The 18,306-nt window shown below is 71.6% G+C and carries 16 protein-coding genes; 10 read left to right on the top strand and 6 right to left on the bottom strand.

Annotation, left to right across the window (positions count from 1 at the left end; all coding sequences use genetic code 11):
* Positions 1-23 precede the first annotated feature (23 nt).
* Complete coding sequence (locus ACGFH8_RS24565; RefSeq protein ID WP_393371077.1) at positions 24-1,028, top strand: hypothetical protein; 1,005 nt, start codon at positions 24-26, stop codon at positions 1,026-1,028.
* A 24-nt stretch (positions 1,029-1,052) separates the two neighbouring features.
* Here the strand turns inward: ACGFH8_RS24565 and ACGFH8_RS24570 are convergent, their stop codons facing one another.
* Positions 1,053-1,865 carry a hypothetical protein gene (locus ACGFH8_RS24570; RefSeq protein ID WP_393371080.1) on the bottom strand — a complete coding sequence of 271 codons (813 nt, stop codon included), beginning with the start codon at positions 1,863-1,865 and terminating at the stop codon, positions 1,053-1,055.
* 124 nt (positions 1,866-1,989) lie between these two features.
* Here ACGFH8_RS24570 and ACGFH8_RS24575 point away from each other — a divergent pair, with 124 nt between their 5' ends.
* Positions 1,990-3,099, top strand: a complete 1,110-nt coding sequence (locus tag ACGFH8_RS24575) for a tetratricopeptide repeat protein (RefSeq protein WP_393371083.1) — start codon at positions 1,990-1,992, stop codon at positions 3,097-3,099.
* Positions 3,100-3,132: 33 nt separating this feature from the next.
* Here the strand turns inward: ACGFH8_RS24575 and ACGFH8_RS24580 are convergent, their stop codons facing one another.
* Entirely contained in the window at positions 3,133-5,931 is a 2,799-nt protein-coding gene (locus ACGFH8_RS24580) for a CHAT domain-containing protein (protein ID WP_393371085.1), read from the bottom strand.
* 73 nt (positions 5,932-6,004) lie between these two features.
* Here ACGFH8_RS24580 and ACGFH8_RS24585 point away from each other — a divergent pair, with 73 nt between their 5' ends.
* Positions 6,005-6,406: a hypothetical protein gene (locus ACGFH8_RS24585; RefSeq protein WP_393371088.1), complete on the top strand. Its 402-nt coding sequence runs from the start codon at positions 6,005-6,007 to the stop codon at positions 6,404-6,406.
* Entirely contained in the window at positions 6,403-7,305 is a 903-nt protein-coding gene (locus tag ACGFH8_RS24590) for a hypothetical protein (protein ID WP_393371091.1), read from the top strand. Before ACGFH8_RS24585 ends, ACGFH8_RS24590 begins: the two co-directional genes overlap by 4 nt.
* A gap of 23 nt (positions 7,306-7,328) precedes the next feature.
* Here the strand turns inward: ACGFH8_RS24590 and ACGFH8_RS24595 are convergent, their stop codons facing one another.
* The gene (locus tag ACGFH8_RS24595; protein ID WP_393371094.1) at positions 7,329-8,576 is read right to left on the bottom strand and encodes an MFS transporter; all 1,248 of its coding nucleotides are present in this window, start codon (positions 8,574-8,576) and stop codon (positions 7,329-7,331) included.
* Between the two features lie 121 nt (positions 8,577-8,697).
* On the opposite strand from ACGFH8_RS24595, the gene ACGFH8_RS24600 reads away from it, so the two are divergent.
* The 4 genes from ACGFH8_RS24600 to ACGFH8_RS24615 all read left to right on the top strand — a co-directional run bounded on the left by ACGFH8_RS24600 (position 8,698) and on the right by ACGFH8_RS24615 (position 11,416).
* Complete coding sequence (locus tag ACGFH8_RS24600; RefSeq protein WP_393371097.1) at positions 8,698-9,630, top strand: LysR family transcriptional regulator; 933 nt, start codon at positions 8,698-8,700, stop codon at positions 9,628-9,630.
* Positions 9,631-9,675: 45 nt separating this feature from the next.
* Entirely contained in the window at positions 9,676-10,071 is a 396-nt protein-coding gene (locus tag ACGFH8_RS24605; protein ID WP_393371100.1) for a pyridoxamine 5'-phosphate oxidase family protein, read from the top strand.
* Positions 10,072-10,174: 103 nt separating this feature from the next.
* On the top strand, positions 10,175-10,663 hold the full coding sequence (locus ACGFH8_RS24610; protein WP_393371103.1) for a response regulator transcription factor: 489 nt from the start codon (positions 10,175-10,177) through the stop codon (positions 10,661-10,663).
* A 72-nt stretch (positions 10,664-10,735) separates the two neighbouring features.
* Positions 10,736-11,416, top strand: a complete 681-nt coding sequence (locus tag ACGFH8_RS24615; protein ID WP_393371106.1) for a hypothetical protein — start codon at positions 10,736-10,738, stop codon at positions 11,414-11,416.
* On the opposite strand, the gene ACGFH8_RS24620 is transcribed toward ACGFH8_RS24615, so the two are convergent.
* Positions 11,390-12,025, bottom strand: coding sequence for a hypothetical protein (locus ACGFH8_RS24620; protein ID WP_393371108.1), 636 nt, complete (start codon positions 12,023-12,025; stop codon positions 11,390-11,392). The genes ACGFH8_RS24615 and ACGFH8_RS24620 overlap by 27 nt on opposite strands.
* A 46-nt stretch (positions 12,026-12,071) precedes the next feature.
* Positions 12,072-13,427, bottom strand: a complete 1,356-nt coding sequence (locus ACGFH8_RS24625; protein WP_393371111.1) for a serine hydrolase domain-containing protein — start codon at positions 13,425-13,427, stop codon at positions 12,072-12,074.
* 73 nt (positions 13,428-13,500) lie between these two features.
* Between ACGFH8_RS24625 and ACGFH8_RS24630 the strand changes: the two genes are divergently transcribed.
* The gene (locus tag ACGFH8_RS24630) at positions 13,501-14,145 is read left to right on the top strand and encodes an alpha/beta fold hydrolase (protein ID WP_393371114.1); all 645 of its coding nucleotides are present in this window, start codon (positions 13,501-13,503) and stop codon (positions 14,143-14,145) included.
* 251 nt (positions 14,146-14,396) lie between these two features.
* The gene (locus tag ACGFH8_RS24635) at positions 14,397-15,170 is read left to right on the top strand and encodes an SDR family NAD(P)-dependent oxidoreductase (protein WP_393371117.1); all 774 of its coding nucleotides are present in this window, start codon (positions 14,397-14,399) and stop codon (positions 15,168-15,170) included.
* Positions 15,171-15,230: 60 nt separating this feature from the next.
* On the opposite strand, the gene ACGFH8_RS24640 is transcribed toward ACGFH8_RS24635, so the two are convergent.
* Positions 15,231-18,305 (bottom strand): S8 family serine peptidase, encoded by a 3,075-nt coding sequence (locus ACGFH8_RS24640; protein ID WP_393371119.1) that lies wholly within the window; start codon positions 18,303-18,305, stop codon positions 15,231-15,233.
* Position 18,306 lies beyond the last annotated feature (1 nt).

Genomic DNA, 18,306 nt, shown 5'->3' on the forward strand with positions numbered 1-18,306 from the left:
CCGGCGCCAGCGATGATCGGTCCATGATCCGCCGGACAGAACGACACCTGCGCACGACCGCCGACGGGCGGAGGTGGGTGCCTGCGGCCACCGCGGCGTGGGTCACGGCGTACGCGGTCGTGCACGCCTGGTGGGCCGTCCGGGGCGCGCCACGGTTCGCCGAGCCGGGTGAGTCGTTCTTTCCCGGAGGGTGGCTTCCGGTGGTGCCCGCGGTGCTGTCGGCGGCGGCGATCCTGCTGGTCGCGTCGGGCGCCGAACGCGACCGGAGCAGCCGGGTCCGATGGGCGCTGGCCGCCCTCGGCGGGGTGTCCGGCGTGGCCCTGGTCCTGTACTCGTTCATGTTCCCGCTGAGCCTCCTGATGATCCTCGGCGGCCTGTTCGGGATGGATCTGGACGCGATGGACTGGGTGACCCTGCTGGCACGGGGCAGTGGCGCCCTCGGCGGTGCCGTGACCATCGCCATCGCCGTCGGGGAGCAGCGGCGGGCACGCGGCGGCTGCCGGAGCTGCGGTCGCGTCCACGGTCGCCGGCCCGAGGGAAGGGACGCTCCCGCGCCGTCGTGGGCGTTCTTCGCCGGATACCTGACGGTCGCCGCCTGCCTGGCACGCTTCGTCGCCGAGATGGTGCACGGCTTCGTGTCGAGCAAGGCGCCGGAGATCCCCTGGGCCTTCATGATCACTTTCATCGTCCTGCTGCTCCTCGCGGGCACACTGCTGCCGCTGGCGTTGGTGCACCACTGGGGGCGGATCTGGCCCGGATGGGTGCTGCCGCTCGCCGGCCGACAGGTCCCCCGCTGGCTGGTGGCCGGCCCCGGCTTCTTCCTCGGTGCCGGCCTCACCACCTACTTCGGCATCGGCGGCATGACCGCCTGGGCCACCGGCAACAACGTGGACGGCGCGGGATGGTTCCTGGCCGTCGTGCTGCCGGCCTACACCCTGTGGGGCCTGGGCCTGTTGGTGGCCACCAGTTCGTACGTCAGCCAGACCAAACCCGAGTGCCCGCTGAACGCACCCGCGCCCCACGGGTAGACGGGTCCGCTGCGCGGCTGACCGTCAGCGCGACAGGTGCGTGCAGTACGCCACCGTGGCGTCGTCCGGGGACTGCGCGTCGGGGCCGCCGCCGGCCTCGGCCTGCCGGACGCGGCGGACGACCTCGGACGGGCCGTGGGTGGCGAGCACGTCCCGCACGCCGGGCCAGTCGGTCAGACCGTACGGACTGACGATGCGACTGGCACCGTTGCTGAGCAGCGCGACGCCGTTCAGGTCGGCGAGGGACCGGCTGCCGGTCACCGCCTCCCACGCGGCGCGCGGGTCGTCCTTTGCGATCCAGTAACCGCCCGGCCGGTTCCGCCGGGCACGCAGCACCCGGGCGCAGGAGGCGCGAACACGGTCGTACTCGGGTGTGCCCCGGGCGACACCGGCAAGCGGCGCGGAGCAGTCGCGCCGGGCGGTCACCTCGCGCTCGTCGGTGATCACCTGCGGGCCACCGTGGGCTTGGTCGAGGACGAGGAAGGAGTCCGCGAGCAGCAGATAGTCCAGGCGGCCCCGGTGGGCGCGGGCCAGCGCGACTGTCGCCTGCGGGCTGCTGGGGTCCGCGATGTCGCAGGTGTCGCGGTGCGCGGCGGCGATCTCGTCGATGGCGGTGGCGAGGACGGCCGCGAGGTCCCGGCCGTCGTCGGCCGACAGGTGGCCGAGCAGCGCACCGCCGAGACGGTGGGTGTACCAGGCGACCCCGTGGCGGCACAGCGACTCCGCTCCCGGGATGCCAGCGCCGTCCAGCAGGACGACAGCACCGGGCACCGCACCGACGAAGTCCTCGTTGCGCCGGTCGGCCCTACCGGCGCTGGTCACCAGGCTGACGTGCACTCTCGACCTCCCGACGTGCAAGCGTCGATACTCCCTCGCCGCCGCCGATATCGGTTGACGTCGACACGTAGTCTGCAGTCGATGACGGATCGTGTGGTTGTCGACACTGCGGGAGGTGCGGGCGGTGGGCAGATGGTTCAACCGCAACCGTAAGGGCGACGACGAGCCACCGCGCGAGTCGACCTCATCCGGGCCGGTCGTCGAGATCACCGTCACCCAGGGCGGCCGCTCGACCACCAAGACGGTCGGTGGTGCGGTGGCCTTCGGGCTGCAGTACCACGCCTACCACGAGCAGTACGGCGCGACCGACGCGCGGACGTTGGAGGCGGGGTCCCGTTACGCGCAGGAGTTGGTGCGCGGCCACGACATCGACGAAGCCGTGGCCGTCTATCAGGAGATCGTCGGGTTGCGCAGCTCCGCGCTGGGGCCGGAGCATCCGGACACCCTGCGCAGCAAGCACAGCCTGGCCTTCGCGCTCTGGCAGCGCGGCGCCCACGCCGAGGCGGAACGGGTGCAACGGGACGTCTACCAGGCGCGGCGTCGGGTGCTGGGCGACTCCGACGCCGAGACGTTGCGCAGCGGCAACAACCTGGGCTGGTTGCTGATCGAGCTGCGTCGGATGGACGAGGCCGAGCCGCTGCTGCGGCAGGTCGCCGACGGCATGGCCCGGACGCTGGGCCGCGACGACGCGGACACCCTGACCTGCCAGATGAAGCTGGCCGGGCTCCAGCACCTGCAGGGCCGCAGCCAGCAGGCCGAGCGGGCCCTGCGGGACGTGGTCACGCGGCTGAGCCGGACGGTGGGCCCCACCAACCCGGTGACGCTCCAGGCCCGCAGCAACCTGCTCGTCGTCCTGCTCGACAACGGCCGGGCGGCCGAGGCGGTCGACGCGGCCCGGTCGCTGGCGGACGACGCCGGGCGAGCCCTGAGCAACACCGACGGTGTACGTCTGCACGCCCGGCACTCCCTGGCCAGAGCGCTGGCCGGAGTGGACCGGCGGGCCGAGGCGATCGGGTTGCTGGCCGACACGCTGCCGGACAGTGAACGGGGCCGAGGCGTCGACCATCCCGCGACCCTGGAGATGCGGACGCTCTTCGCCCAACTGCTGGTGGAGGCCGGTGACCGGCGGGCCGGCCCGGAGGCGCGGGCCGCGCTCGCCGGGTGCGAACGCGTGCACGGCCCGGGCCACCCCGACACGGAGAGGGCCCGGGCGCTGGTCCGGGTCACCCGCTGACACCGACCGGCGTCGGCCGGCGGGCGGCGGCGGTCAGCCGCCGGTGTGGATGTGCGCCGCCCACAGCGTCGGCGCCAGCGGGTAGCGGTCCCGCAGCCCCCGCACGGCCGCGTGCAGCGCGTACGCCGCCGCCCCGGTCGCGTCGGCGTGCTCGTAGAAGGCGGTGGTCAGGGCGAGGGAGACCGCGTCGTCGACCTCCCACAGGGTGCCGATGACGTGCCGGAACCCGGCGAGCTGGAAGGCGCCGGTGATGTGCAGCGCCTCATCGACAAGGGTCGGCGGGGCCTGGGCGGTCGCACAGGCCGACAGGAAGGCGAACTCCGCGTCCAGGTCGAGCCGGGACACGTCGGCCACGGTGAGCGGGCTGTCCTGGTGGTCGTGCACGAGCAGCCGGCCCTGCGCCGGGTCGTGCGGATCGGCCACCGCGTGGCACGCGAAGTGCGCGTAGGCCGAGTCGGCCAACCGCTCCAGGACCTGTTCCCGGGTGGCCCTCGCGTCCAGCCCGAGCCACGCTCCGGGCAGCGCCCGCGCCGCCGACGCGGCCTCGTGTTCGGCGCTGGGCAGCGCTCCCGGGCCGCCGGGGGTGGCGCGCATCGCCACGACGCAGGACCGGGCGTCGGGCCGGGACGTGCGGGACCCGGTGCGCTTGCGGGCGAGCGCGGTCACGGTCGGGGTGTAGGAGGAGACCACCCGGTCGAGGGCGGACCGGCCGGCGCCGTCCTGGGCGGCGTGCAGGGGAAAGAACGCCAGCGGGCCGACCGGGCACCACCAGACGCGCGGCAGCTCGCCGGGCGCCCCGGTCGCGTCGATCCGGGCCAGCACCGGCCCGACGAGGGCAGACCACAACCATTGCAGTACGCCGGTGAGCACCGACTGGGCACGCAGCCGGCTCCGCGCGTCCGCCGCCGGGTCGTACGCCGTGGTGGTGGCCTCCTGCAGCAGCCGCAGCTGCGTCATGGCGTCGGTCAGCGACAGGTCCGGCAGTGGCAGCACCGTCACGCGGTGCTGCCGCAGGATGAGCGCGTCGCAGCGCAACTCGCTCGCGATCGGCACGATCACGGTCCCGTCGACCTGGTCGAGCACCTGCCCGGCGCTGGGCGGGCGCAGGAAGTCGCCCAGGCCGGGCAGCTCCCGGATCGTTGCCAGCAGCACGTTCCACTCGGTTTCCCGGTCCCGCCCGAAGGTGGTGGGTCGGGACGCTTCGGGGACGGGCGCTTCGAAGTCCCGGCGCATCCGCTGGAAGTCGGCGGCCAGGCGCCCGTCGGCGCGTTGGAGCGCCGCCCACTCGCCGTCGGCGGTCAACCGCTGGTGCAGCAGCAGACCCCGGCCACGCTCCAGCAGTTCCAGGGCGCGCTCGGGCTGCCCGGCGCCGATCGCGCAGGAGGCGGCCGTCGCCGCCAACCCGGCCGTCGAGCCGAGGTCGGCGTACTGGTCGTGTCGGGTACGTCCCCGGGAGGCCAGCCGTGGCAGCAGCGTGATGGCCTCGTCGAAGGCCTCCGTCGCCTCCTCCCACCGGCCCAGCGCGGTAAGCGTGTAGGCCGCCTTGTCGAAGGCCTGGATCCGCACCGGTACGGCGCCGGAGTCGATGCGGCCGGCGACGCGGGCCCGCTCGGCGGCCTCGGTGAGCAGGGCCGTCTCACCGGTACGCAGGTAGGTCGCCCGCAACGCCTGGGCGATGGACAGCCCGGTTTCGACGCGCTGCGGATCGCGCGCGGGCAGGGCGTCCAGCGCTCTGCGCAGCAGGACGAGCGCCTCCTCCAGGTAGGCGGGCTCGCCGGTGGCGTCGTAGAGCAACCGGAGGCTGTAGCCCAACTGGTCCAGGTACGACGCGTGGTTGGCCTCGCCTCGTACGGAGAGCGCGAGCGCCCGGCGCAGCAGGCCGATCGCCGTCTCCAGCGGGGAGATGTCGCCGGTCAGCTGGTGCGTCTTCATGCCGACGCCGGAGAGGCTGGCGAGCGCCGCCCGGTGGTCCGGATGCCGCTCGGAAACGGTGTTCAGCGCGGCCAGGAACTCCTCCCACGCCTGGCCGAGCAACTCGACGCGGCCGGTGCGGTCGACCAGGGTGAGCAACGTCTGCCCGGCCAGGAAACGCGGGGCGTTGCTCTGCGGGGTGTGTGCCCGCAGCAACGCGACGGCCCGTTCGGCATCGGCGGTGTGGGTGGTCCCGGCGGCCCTGGCCAGCAGGCACCGGGCTCGCAGCATGACGATCTGGTCCTGGTTGGGCCCGGTCGTGTCCACCGAGGACACCAGCTCCAACGCCTCGTCGACGTAGTCTTCCACCCCGGTGAGCTGGTAGGCGCGCAGCAGCGCCTCGGCGTGGATGCCCCGCAGCGTGGGCCGATGCTCCTCGCTGATCCACCGCTCGGCCATCTTGGCCTGGAACGTCACCCGGTAGAGCGTGTCGACCGAGCCGTCGAAGGTGTGCCGGGCTCGATAGACCTGACAGGTCTTGAGCATCAGCACCGCGCTGTTGCCGAGGTCGGCGGAGGAGTCCTCGGCGAACTGCAGATATTGCTCGGCGATGTCCAGCAGTTGCGGATCACTCTCGACCTGGGCTCTGGCAAGCAGCACATCGGTGTACGTGGCCAACGCGCGGACACCGTGCGCGGTCCCCAACTCCTCGGCCAGAAAGGAGTCGGCCATCGTGCGGATCGCGGCCTCCAGCACCACGGTGGCCTCGATCAGGTCCTCCCGCGCGTGGTCCTGGGCGTACCTGTCGAGCAGCGCGGCCCCCAGCTCCACCTGGGCCTGGGTCCACCGCCGGTCGCCGTGCGGCTGCCTGGCCGCGGCACGACGCCAGTGGTCGACGACGTCCCTCGCGTAGTTACCCACCGGCGCACCTCCCGTCGCGGTTGCTCCCCAGCCTGCCAGCCGCGCGCCGACATCGACAGGAGATAATCAGCTGATGAGTCAATCGGCGCCGGACAGGCGACTCGACGACGACCGGGCGGCCCGGCTGGCCCGGATCTGCGCCGACATCGCGCAGGTGGGCGACCTGCTCGGGCCGGCACCGGCCCAGGCCCTGGCACGGCTGCGGGACCTGTCACTGTCCGACGAGGGCAGGGACGCGGTGTTGGCCGAGGTGACCGAGTTGATGCGTCGCGGCGGGTTGGTCGGTGGTGACACGACGGTCCGGGGAGAGCGGTACCTGCCCCTGGCCGGCATCCACGGCCGCCGCCCCGAAGTCGTCCAGGTGTGCCCCGGTGACCTGTGCGACCGGGTGGAGATCCCCCGGCCGGACGCCGACCCGCCGCCCCGCTGCGCCGTGTGGGACTGCCCGCTTCCGGCGTTTCGGATGGACCGGTGAACGCGGTCATCGCCTCGCTCGGCGGGAAGCTGGCCGAGCGGTGGCTCGCCAGTCTGGCGCTGCCCGGTGTGGTGTTCGTGGCGGTGTGCGCCGCGGCGGTGCGGCTCGGCCACGCCCACTGGTGGGACCTGGGGCTGCTGCGGCAGGAGGTGGACCGGCTCGCCCTCGGGTCACCGGCCCGGAGCACCGGCTCGGCGCTGCTGATCGTCCTCGGTGTCGTGCTGGCCAGCGTCGTCGCCGCGACTGTCGCCCAGAGCCTGGAACGCCTGGTCGTGGCCCTCTGGACGCAGGGCTGGGGCCGGGCCGGCGAGGCCGTGACCCGTCGACGGCGACGCCGGTGGCACGCCGCCGTGGACCGCTACGAGAACGCGCTGCGGGACAAGGCACGCCGGTTGCGGTCTCGCGACGGTGCCACCGGACCGCTGCCGGACACCCAGGCGCTCGCCCGCGCCTGTGACCGGATCGCGGTGACCGAGCCGGACCGGCCGACCTGGATCGGTGACCGCATGCTCGCCACGGCGGTACGGGTGCGGGACTGCTACGGCCTGGACCTGGCCGCGGCCTGGCCCCGACTGTGGTTGCTGCTGCCCGAGGAGAGCCGGAATCCGCTCGCCCTCGCGCAGGCCGACTTCACCGCCGCCGCCCGGCGGGTGGGCTGGGGGCTGCTGTATCTGGCGCTCGGCCTGCTGTGGTGGCCCGCGGCGCTCATCGGCCTCGGGCTGTGCGTGGCGGGGTGGCGACACGGCCGCGCCACGGTGTCCGTGCTGGCCGACCTGGTGGAGTCGGTGGTCGATCTGCACGTACGCACCCTCGGCGCCACGCTGGGCCATCCCACCGACGGCACCTTCGGCAGGGCCGACGGGCAGGCGGTGACCTTCCTGCTCCGCAAGGACCGGTGATCCTGGGTCGAAGCGCGCAGTGGTCACGCCACCCGGACGTCTTCGGCCGGCCGGACCGGCTCCGGGGCCGAGAGGTCTTCCCGCTGGGGCAGCAGCAGCGGGGTGGCGAGCAGGAGGACGCCGGATACGGCGATCGCGGCGAGCGGGCTGGTGAGAGTGGCGAGCACACCCCAGATCACCATCAGGACGGCCTGGAGGAGTCTGCTGCTGGCAGTCCAGGTGCTGAGCGCCCGGGCGGTGTGCGACACCGGAGTCCGTTGCAGGCGTTCGGTCGCGTAGATCGGGTTGAAGACGCCCATGCAGGTGATCAGCAGGCCCTCGACCACGATCACGGTGGCCAGCCCGGGGATGCCGGGCTGGACGAACGCGAGACCGAGTGGGAACACCGACCGCAGCCACCCGGAGACGACCATGACCCGGTACCGGCCGTGGCGGTGCACGAGAGGCGCGGACAGGCGGGCACCCACGAACCCGCCGAGCGCCGGGATGCCGAACGCGAGACCGTACTGCCAGGCCGGCATGTGGTACTCGCCCAGCAGGAGAACGGCCAGCAGCGGGGCGGTGGCCATGATGAGGCCGCCGACCAGCACCGAGTTGAGGAACAGAGCCCGCAGGACGCGGTCGCCGAGGATGAGTCGCCAGCCGTGCGGCAGGTCGGCCGGACGCAGCCGGGTGGCCCGGTCGCGGGGCGCCGCGGCGTCGCCGCCCCGGATGCGCAGGACCGCGAACGCGGACAGCAGGTAGCTGAGAGCGTCGGCCAGGACCGTGACGACCGGGCCGAGCAACCCGACGAGCGCACCACCGAGGGGCGGGCCCACCGCGACCGCCGTCCAGGTCGTGCCCTCGAACCGCCCGTTCGCCACCAGGAGGTGCTCACCACGGACCAGATATTTCAGGTACGCGCCGGAGGCGGCGGTGAACGCGATGCTCGCGGTCCCGCAGACCACCGAGACAACCAACAGTTGGCCGTACGACAGCACGCCGAGAAGGTACGCGACCGGGACACTTGCCATCGCCGCGAACCGGACCAGGTCCATCGCGATCATCACCGGACGCTTGGCCCGGTGCTCGACCCACGGCCCGAGCGCGAGGGCGACGATCGCCGCGACGGCGAGCCCCGCCGCCTCCAGCAGCGACACGGCGAATGCCGACGAGTCCAGCACCCGCACCGCGAGCAGTGGAAACGCGCCGAAGGCGAGCCACGTGCCGTACGTGCTGACCCCGTAGGCCGACCACAGCCAACCGAAGTTCGGCCCCAACCGTGTACGCATGCGACCCCCGTGACACCAGACGTTCCGGTCCGGGCATCCCACCGCACAGGGCGCTGCGGAATCAAACAACCACCTTACGGGCGAGTCACAACCACTGGTTGTGGGCAGGCATAATTCGTCAGTGGATACCGAGGCGGTGCGATCGTTCGTCCGAGCGGCGGAGCTCGGCCAACTGCAACAGGCGGCCGACGAGCTCGGCGTGACGCAACAGGCCGTGTCGAAGCGGATCGCGGCCCTCGAACGTGACCTCGACGTGCGGTTGTTCACCCGTACCGCCCGAGGGGTCGAGCTGACACTCGACGGCCAGGCCTTCCTCCCGCACGCCCGGGACGTCGTGGCCGGTGTCGACCGTGCCGTCGCCGCGATCAGGCCGGGCTCGCGGGCCCTGCGGATCGACGTGCTCGGCCTGCGAACCGCGCAGGCCGTGGTCCTGCACGACTACTGGCGGTCGCATCCGGAGATCACCCTCGACGTGGTGACCCTGCGGGTCGACGATCCGCGTGCGGCGGTCGCCGCCGTCCAGGCCGGCGACGTCGACGCCTCGTTCCGCTCGGTCACCGACCCGACCACGCTGCCGCGCGACGTGCGGATGATCCACGCGTTCGACTCCCCGCTGGAACTCCTCGTCGGCCCGAGACACCCGCTCGCCGGCGCCCGAACACTGACCCCGGCGCGGCTGCGCGGTCACCGGATCTGGGTGCCGGGCATCGCGCCGCGCAGCGAATGGGCGGACTTCTACGACCAGCTCGCGACCGACTTCGACCTACGCATCGACGCGGCGGGCCCACACTTCGGCGACGAGGTCCTCCTGGACATCCTCGCGGACTCCGCCGACGTGGCAACAGTGGTCGGCTCGCGGGACAGGTACCTCTGGCCGGCGAACCACGACCTACGCCGCATCCCGATCGTGCGCCCGACGCTCGCGTACCCGCTGTCGCTCCTGCTCCCCCGGGCGAACCCGCACCCGGGCCTGCGGGCGGTCCTCGACCACGTCGCGAGCCTGGCGCCGCTCCCCACGCCGACCTGGCGCCCATCCTGGGCGCCGGCCACCTGACGGCGCGGGTGCCCGGTACCCCGGGCGTTGTGATCGACTTGCCAGGTGACCGAGCCCCGCACCACACCATCGGCGGACGTCGAGCTACGCCTGTCCCGGGATCGAAACGTCTGGCTGTGTACGTTGCGGCGCGACGGCTCCCCGCACCTGACCCCGGTCTGGTTCGTCTACGCCGCCGCGACCTGGTGGATCGGCTGCGACAGCCGCAGCGTCAAGGTCCGCAGCATCCTGGCCGACCCACGGGTGTCCCTGGCCCTGGAGGACGGTGACGCTCCCGTCGTGGCCGAGGGCGTCGCCCAGGTGCACCGCGATGCGTTCCCGAGCGCGATCGTCACCGCGTTCGCCGGCAAATACGGCGGTTGGGACGTCGGCGCGGGAAGCGACCGGGTGCTTCTGGAGATTCCCGTCCGGCGGTGGCTGCTCGCCGGCACCGCGCAGTAGCTATCCCTGAACCGGTGGCGATTCATGTCCCGCGTCGCTGCTCCACGCGCCCACGAGTTCTCGGGTTAGGCTCGGCACGGTTTCTGATCTCGGGGAGTTGTCGATGCACGTCACCGCATGGCTGCGGTCATCGCCCAACCGCAGACGCCTGTTCATCGCGGCAGTCCTGATCGGCTGTTTCGTGTGGGCGATGGTCACCGTTGGGCTGTCGTTCGCGATGGTGGAGCGTGGCACCGGCGAGTGGTGGGTGATCCCGCTCTTCGGCGCATTCGTGTTGGCGATCGCGGTGTTGGCCGTCCGCTGGCTCTCCGTCACCCCGTCCGTGGCCGACACGGCTCCGGCGCAGCTGCCCGTACCCGTCGCCGCTGAGCCGGTCGCGGGGCTGCGCAAGCCCGCCGAGGCGCTCAGCTCGCGCGAGTTGGAGGTGCTGCACCAGTTGGCGACCGGCCGCACCAACGCGGAGATCGCCAAGGTGCTCTTCGTCGCGCCCGGCACAGTGAAGGCGCACCTCAACCACATCTTCCGCAAGCTCGAGGCGGGGAGCCGTCTGCAGGCCGTCGCGCACGCCCGCGAAGCCGGTCTACTCGAATAAACCCGGTGTAAACCACCGCTAGGCCGATTGGCAGATGCGGTACCCGGCCGGTCCCTCCTAACGTCCGGACGCATGAAGCAACGTCTTGCTCAGGTCGCACCGTTCGCCCTCGTCACGGTATTCACGGTGGTGGTGCAGGGTCTGTCCCTGATGGAGTTCCTACCGCTTCCGATCGCGCTGCTGATCGGAGGCGGATGGGCGGTCTCGATCGGGCTCGCGGCGCGCTGGGTCCGCCGGAGACCGCCGCTCAGTGCCTGGGTGGAAGACGGCCTCGTCGCGCTGGGCGGTGTCACGATGGCGCTGTTGGCGTTCGGCGGTGCCGTCGGGCTGATGATGGTGGGCACCGCGCTGGACAGTTCCTCGGTCACCGGGGAGACGGTGGTGACGATGTTCGTGCCCAGCATTCCTATCGCGATCGCCGCGAACGTGCCCACCGAGCTCGTCGTCCTCCCGGGTCTGCTGGTGCTCGGTTGGCATCCCGGCACCCGTCGGGTCCTCTTCGTCGCCTCGGCCGCGCTGTATTTCGTCCACCGGATCTGGACCTATCTCGTGTTCGCCCCTGATCGCCTGGACTTCGCCGCCGCGCAGCGGTCGACAGCGGTGTTGACCGCGGCGGAAAGGGACCAGTTCGCTGCGGCGCTGCACGTCGACGATCCTCGGTGGATCATCAACCTGGTGATATTCGCAATGCTCCTGCTGTCGGCGTTCTTCTCCCGCGTACGGGAGTTAGACAGCAGGTCGGGCAGGCGGTGAGGAGGCGGCCGTTCGGCGGCCCCCGTGCGAGGCGACCAGGGCGTCGGCCACGACCGCGGCGTCGGCCTCGGCGATGTCGGCGGGATACTCCGGCAGGAGGTCGTCCCAGACGACCAGCCACGATCCGAAGAGCTGCGCCTGGCCCTCGGGCCGCGCGAAGAACCAGACGTGCAGGTGGGCGGCACCGTCACCGATGCGGTAGACGTGGGCGCGCGAGATGTGCGGCAGGGCCTGCACGTGGCGGACGACTCGCGTGGTCAGCAACCCCAACTCCGCGGCGAGATCGTCGGGGAGGTCGGCCATGTCGTAGTGGTCGCGCGGATACAGCATCAGCGCCAACGGCACACCCACACCCGTGACCCGGGCCAGCCGCCAGTGATCGTTGAACCAGATTCCCTCGTCGCGCTCCTGGCAGTTGCGGCACTCGGCCGGGTCCTCGCCGTGTCGAGGGGGGTCGGGCACCACCGGGGGGCGCAGCGGCGCGACGCGTAACCCATCCTGGTCGAACGGGCTGATGTCCCATCCGGTCATGTCTGCCAGCGGTAGCCGCCGCTCGCCGTCGGCGACGGCCATCGCGTGGTCGTAGAACTGGTCGGGTCGCAAAGCCATGGCGGGAAGACTAGTACAACCAAGATCCTTTCGGTGCCCGTCGCCATCACGACCGTCTCGCGGTCTGGGTCACCCCTTCCTGCCGCAGTTCCACGATGTCGGGCTGGCCGTTGGCCGGTAGGAACCGGATCTCCAGATCGAGTCCCGGGTGGAGGTAGCGACCGTCCTGGTCTGCCCGCAGCACCACCGGTTGCTGGCCGCCAGCGGCGAAGGTCAGGTGACCGTCGGTGACCGCGATGTCGATCGGATAGTCGTCGCGCAGGGCGTAGCGGCCCGACACGTCGCCAAGCGGTGCGGTGGTGACACGTGTGGCGTACCGACGGTCCGCCGCGGCGCGGAGGCTGGCGAGCATCTCCCAGCCGTCCTCGGAGTTGGTCATCGCCGCGACCGCGAAGCCGCTGTCGGGCCACACGTACGAGAAGCAGGTATAGCCGACGTTCAACCCGGTGTGCCCGAAACGTCGACACCCGGCGCGGTCGCCGATCTCGGTGCCGAGCCCGTAGGAGCCGCCCGGAATCTGCGGCGTCCACATCTCGGTGGCCAGGTCGCGGCCGAGCAGCTCCGAATGCCCCGAGGCCGCTCGGGCGATCTCCAGGTCGAGCCGGAGCAGGTCGGTCGGGGTGCTCCACAGTCCAGCCGCGGCCAGCTCCGGTTGCGTACGCCACCCGCCGGGGATCGCGGTGCCGCCCAGGTGGTGGCCCCGCGCCACCAGATGCGACCGCTGGTGCGGAAACCGCTCGTCGAAGCTGCTGTCGACCATCGCCACCGGGTCCAGCACCGATGCGCGCATCAGCTCCTCGAACGGCGTACCTGTCGCATCCACGAGCAACTGCTGGAGCACGCAGTAGTGGCTGCCCGAGTATCGGAAACGGCTGCCCGGCAACAGGGTCGCCCGTACCGGCGCGGTGGTCGTCGGGCCGCTACCGTCCAGGACCTGCGACAGCGAGGGGACGCGGTCCGCGGGATAGCCCCGGTACCAGGTGTCGGACAGGCCCGCCGTGTGCGCCAGCAGCTGTCGTACGGTGACCGTCGGTTGCCGGCCGGCGCGGTCGAGCAGTTGCCACGAGGTGAGGTACTCACGGATGTCGGTGTCCAGGTCCAGGACACCGTCCTGGACCAGTCGCAGTGCGCCGAACGCGGCCACGTGCTTGCTTATCGAACAGGCCGCGAACGTCGTGCGCTCGGTCACCGGCGTCGCCGTCTCGCCACCCGTGACGCCGTACCCCGCCGCCCACACCTGCCCGCCCAGGTGCCCGACGGCGATGCCGACCCCCGGCACCTGGTAGCTGCTCATCAGGTCGGGCAACGTCGCCGTGTCCGGCGACAGCAGCCCGGACGACACCTGCCGGTCGAGGTGGCCCAGCAACCGGACCCAGTCCAGAGAGAAGTCCCCGTCATCCACCGCGCCGATTCTCGACCAGACGCGCGGGTGGTTCAAGCGGTGGCTGTCACACCCGCGTGTGAGGCTTCGGGGCATGGCGACTTTCGTTCTGATCCACGGCGGCGGGGGCAGCGCCTGGGACTGGCATCTCCTTGTTCCCGAGCTGACCAGCCGCGGCCACGACGTGGTGACACCAGAGCTGCCGATCGAGGACAGGTCCGCCGGGTTCGCCGAGTTCGGCCAGACGGTCGTCGACGCGATCGGCGACCGGAGCGACCTCGTGGTCGTCGGGCACTCGTACGGTGCGTTCACCGCGCCGCTCATCGCCGACAAGCTGCCGGTGCGGCTGCTCGTCCTGCTCACACCGATGATCCCCAAGCCCGGTGAGAAACCCGGTGACTGGTGGGCCAACACCGGTTACCGCAGCGCCGAAGGGCTCAGTGCGGAGGAGCAGTTCTACAACGGTGTCCCGGCCGAGGTCATCGCGGAAGCAGCGGCACGCAGCCGGGACCAGGTCAGCGCGGAGGGGAACGAGCCGTGGCCCCTGGACTCCTGGCCTGATGTGCCGACGACTGTGCTCCTCGCACGCGAGGACCAGTTTTTCCCGGCGGACTTCCAGCGCCGGGTGGCCGCCGACCGACTCGGCGTCGTCCCGGATGAAATCGGCGGCGGCCACTGCGTGCCGCTCAGCCACCCGAAGCAACTCGCCGATCGCCTCACCGCGTACCCGCTGCGCTGAAGGGCGGGACCACGAGCTGCAACGCTGCCCTGGACGATCGGGACACCTTCCCGTCCGCCCCAATCGGTCGATATCGCCACGATCGCCCCACCGTTCGACCAGGCTCGGCCGAGGGGTGCAGACCGGCGGGGCTTTCGGTCGCGTGGATTGTCGATCCCGATTCTGGACTTGCGGGTCCATTATTTGCGAGTCACAGTCCGATACGGCGCCGAGCACTGGCCCGGCCGTTTCGGAGGCAACGGGGGAAGACGATGGATTTGCAGCTAGCCGGCAAGCGCGCTCTGGTGACCGGCGCGAGCAGCGGCCTCGGCGCGGAGATCGCGGCGGCCCTGGCCGCCGAGGGCGTTGCCGTGGTCGTTCACGGCCGAGACCGGACCCGTACCGAGCAGATCGCCCAGAAGGTAGGCGGTCAGGCCGTGATCGGAGACCTCGCCACTGATGTCGGCGCCGAGGCCGTGGCTACCCAGGCCGGAGAGGTCGACATCCTGGTCAACAACGCCGGCAGCTACGACCCCGAATCACTGTGGTCCGACCTGGACGCGGACGCGTGGGCCGACATGTACAACCTCAACGTGCTCAGCTCGGTCCGTCTCATCCGACACCTGGTCCCCGCGATGCGGGCCAAGGGATGGGGCCGTGTCATCCAGATCGGCAGTGTGACAGGTGAGACGCCGTCGGCGGGGCAGCCGCACTACGCGGCCAGCAACGCTGCCCGGCTCAACCTCGCCCGGTCATTGTCCCGTGACCTCAAGCACACCGGAGTGACCTCCAACGCCATCGCGGCCGGGGCCATCCTGGTCCCCGCCACCCGCAAGTACCTCATGGAACTCGGCCGCGAGAACGGGTGGGGTGAGACGTGGGAGGAGGTCGAGCGCAACGCCGCCCCGATTCGCGCTGGCACCGACGTCGGCCGCATCGGAAATCCCCGCGAGTACGCCGATCTCGTCGCGTACCTCGCCAGCCCGGTCTCCGGCTACCTGACCGGCGCCACCCTCCGGATGGACGGTGGCAGGTACGACAGATAGCCGCAGCTGGCGGAGCGACGGTGGGACGGCGCACATCGGCACCGCCCCACCGTCTACGGGCTACTGCTCCCAGGCACTCTGCTGGGTGTAGACGAGGTTGCCGGGGATGGTGGTGCCGTTGGTGCTGTACTCGGTGTACGCCCAGAAGTCGCCAGCGGGCAGCGGCTTGTTCGGCTTCAGCGTGAACTGCTGCGACGAACCGCGCTCCACCGTGCGGGGAAGCGTCAGCGTGGCGCCCGTGTACTTCGCGTTGCGGCCGATGATGGCGTGGCCGAACTGGAAGTCGACGACCGGGCCGCCCGGGAACTGCGCGAACACGTACGCCGTGTAGCGCCCCGGCTCGGGCAGGAACTTGTACGCCTGCTCGGTGCTGGTCCAGTACCTGTCACTGCTGTAGATCAGTTCGTCGCCCTTGTAAAGGTAGAGGTCCAGGTTCGTGTTCGGGTCGTCGGTGTTGGTCTCGACCATGATGCCCGCGGTGTTCGCCGGCACGGTGAAGTCGAACTTCTTCACGCCAGCGGCCTTCGGGTCGAACACGCCGCCGTAGACACCCGCCGGGATCGAGTACGACGCCCGCTGCATCGGCGTGTAGCCGGTGCTGCGACCGGCGAGCGGTCCGGTGAAGCCGGGCTGGACGAAGCCGAACGATCCGCTGGTCATCCGGCCGAATTCCTCGCCGTCGTCAGCGTACGGACGGGGCATGATGCCCCACGGACGGGCGGTGACCGGGATGCGGGCGCTGTGGGCCTTGCCGCGCCAGCCGATCGACCCGGTCACGTACCGGTCCCAGGGCGCGCTGCCCCGGCGCAGCGTGATGGTCACCGTCGCGGACTTGCCCGGCGCCAGCGTCACCGACGACGGCGTCACGGTGACCTTCATGCCGGCCAACCCGGACACCGACGAGCGGTAGGTCTCCCGCGCCTTGCCCACGTTGGTCAGGGTGCGGGTGAGTGTCACCGGGCGGGTCCCGTCGTACTCGCGCAACGAGATGGCCGGCAGGTTGAGTTCCTTGCCGTCCGGCGCGGCCGTCTCGCTGAAGGCGATCAGGTCCGCAGCGGTGGGCTCGATGACCAGTCCGGGGTCGGTGGCCCCGGCCAGGTTGACGAAGCCACTGCCCTGGTCGAGGGGACTGCTGGTGCCGACCGTGTCGGTGGCGGTGGTCCGCAGCGCGGAGGCGACCCGGCCCGGTGACCAGGTCGGATGCGCGGCACGCAACACCGCGGCCGCGCCGGCCACGTACGGCGAGGCCATCGAGGTGCCCGAGTACGCGTCGTACGCGCGCCCGAAGTTGCCCGCCGGCGAGACCGCGGCGATGATGTCCGAACCCGGCGCGACCAGGTCCGGCTTGAGGACGCCGACGGCCACACTGGACGGGCCGGTGGAGGAGAAGTCCGCGACGCTGGGCAGGCCGGGGACGCTGGAGCCGTCACCGCCGCTGCGCAGGGACGCCTTCGCGTCGGTCGGGTGGCGCATCAGGTAGTTGAACAGCGTGCCGGCCTGCTTCTCGGTCGGCAGGTAGACGACCGGGAAGTTGAAGATCGAGTTGATCCGATAGTTGCCGACCGGGTCGAACACCACCATCGCCGCGCCGCCCTTGGCCTTGATCTCGGCAGCCGAGGCGAACATGTTGGACAGCGCGCAGGCGACCACCTTGCCCTTGATCTTGGCGGGGTCGAGGCTGCCCGGTTCGCAGTAGACCGCACCGAGATCGGGCGTACCGGCCTGGTCGCCGAAGACCATCGTCGCGTCGCCGGCGGGCAGCGCGTCCAGCGAGCCGCCCACGAGCTTCGTGCCGTCGCCCAGCCTGACGGTCGCCTCGTCGAGTTTGGTCACCGCCGCGCCGACAGTGGTCACCCACGGTGCCGCGTTGCTGATCGCCCCGCTCACGATGCCGGTGTTGCCGGCCGAGGCCGCCACGAAGACTCCGGCCAGCGTGGCGTTGAGGAAGGCGGTGCCGATGGGGGTGTTGGCCTCCCAGTCGCCGAGGTCGCTACCGATGGAGAAGTTCAGGACCTGCACGCCGTCGGCGACGGCGGCGTCGATGCCGGCGATGATGTCGGCGTCGTAGCCCATGCCGTTCCAGAGCACCTTGTAGACGGCGATCTGGGCGTCCGGCGCCACCCCGGAGACGGGACCGAAGTGCCGACCGTCGATGGTGACGTCCGGGATCGGCAGACCGGCCGCCGTGGACGCGGTGTGCGTGCCGTGCCCGTTCATGTCGCGGGGAGACAGCACCTCGCCCTCGGGCAACGAGCCGCCGTCCGCGAGCCACGAGTCGGCGAAGTACCGGGCGCCGACGATCTTGCCATTGCAGTGCTCGGCCACGAAGGCCACACCGGTTTGGCAGGTGCCGTGCCAGGTCGAGGGGGCCGTCATCTTCTTGGCGAACGACGCGCTCTCCGGCCAGATACCGGTGTCCAGAACGCCGATGACCATGCCCGCGCCCGTGCCGGGGCCGGGCTTGACCGGCTTGCCGGCGGGGCCTCCCGCCGGGGGTTGCGCCGGCGTGGCCGGGGCCGTGACCGGCGGAGCGCCGGGGGCCGGGGTCGCCGGTGACGGCGCGGTGGGCGGCGGCGTCGGGGTGCCGAGGGCCCGCGAGGCGGTCACCGCGCGGACGCGCTTGTCCGCCCGCAAGGTGGTCACCTGCTGGGCGGTCAGCTTGGCGGAGAACCCGTTGAAGGCGGCGGTGTACGCCGCGTCGACGGTGACCCCGGCGGCGGCGGCGACGGCGCTACGCTGCGCGTCGAGGTGTCCCCGGTACGCCCGCGACGGTGCCGACGTCACGTCCAGTCGGCTGCCCGCCTCCGGACGGGTCCGCGCCAACCCGGACACACCTCCGGCGTACGCGGTCAGCGGGTCCTCGGCCAACTCGACGACGTACCTGCCCGAACCGGCGTCCGTCGCGGCCCGCGGGCTGGCCTCGTTGCGGCCGTCGGGTCGACGGTCGGCCCCGTCGGTCAGGGTGACCTTCTTGTCCTGCCCGGCGGTGAAGTAGCTGGTGGTGCCGCTGCCCGAGGCCCCTCCGGGGGCCGCCGACGCCGATCCCGCAACCCCGGTGATGCCGGTGATCAGGGCGACGACAAGCGTCGGTATCGCTAGTCGTCGCAGCCTGTTTCCGCTCGTGCCTGTAGCCACG

It is taken from the genome of Micromonospora sp. NPDC049175, assembly GCF_043197345.1.
In the GTDB taxonomy this organism is placed as follows: Bacteria; Actinomycetota; Actinomycetes; order Mycobacteriales; family Micromonosporaceae; genus Micromonospora.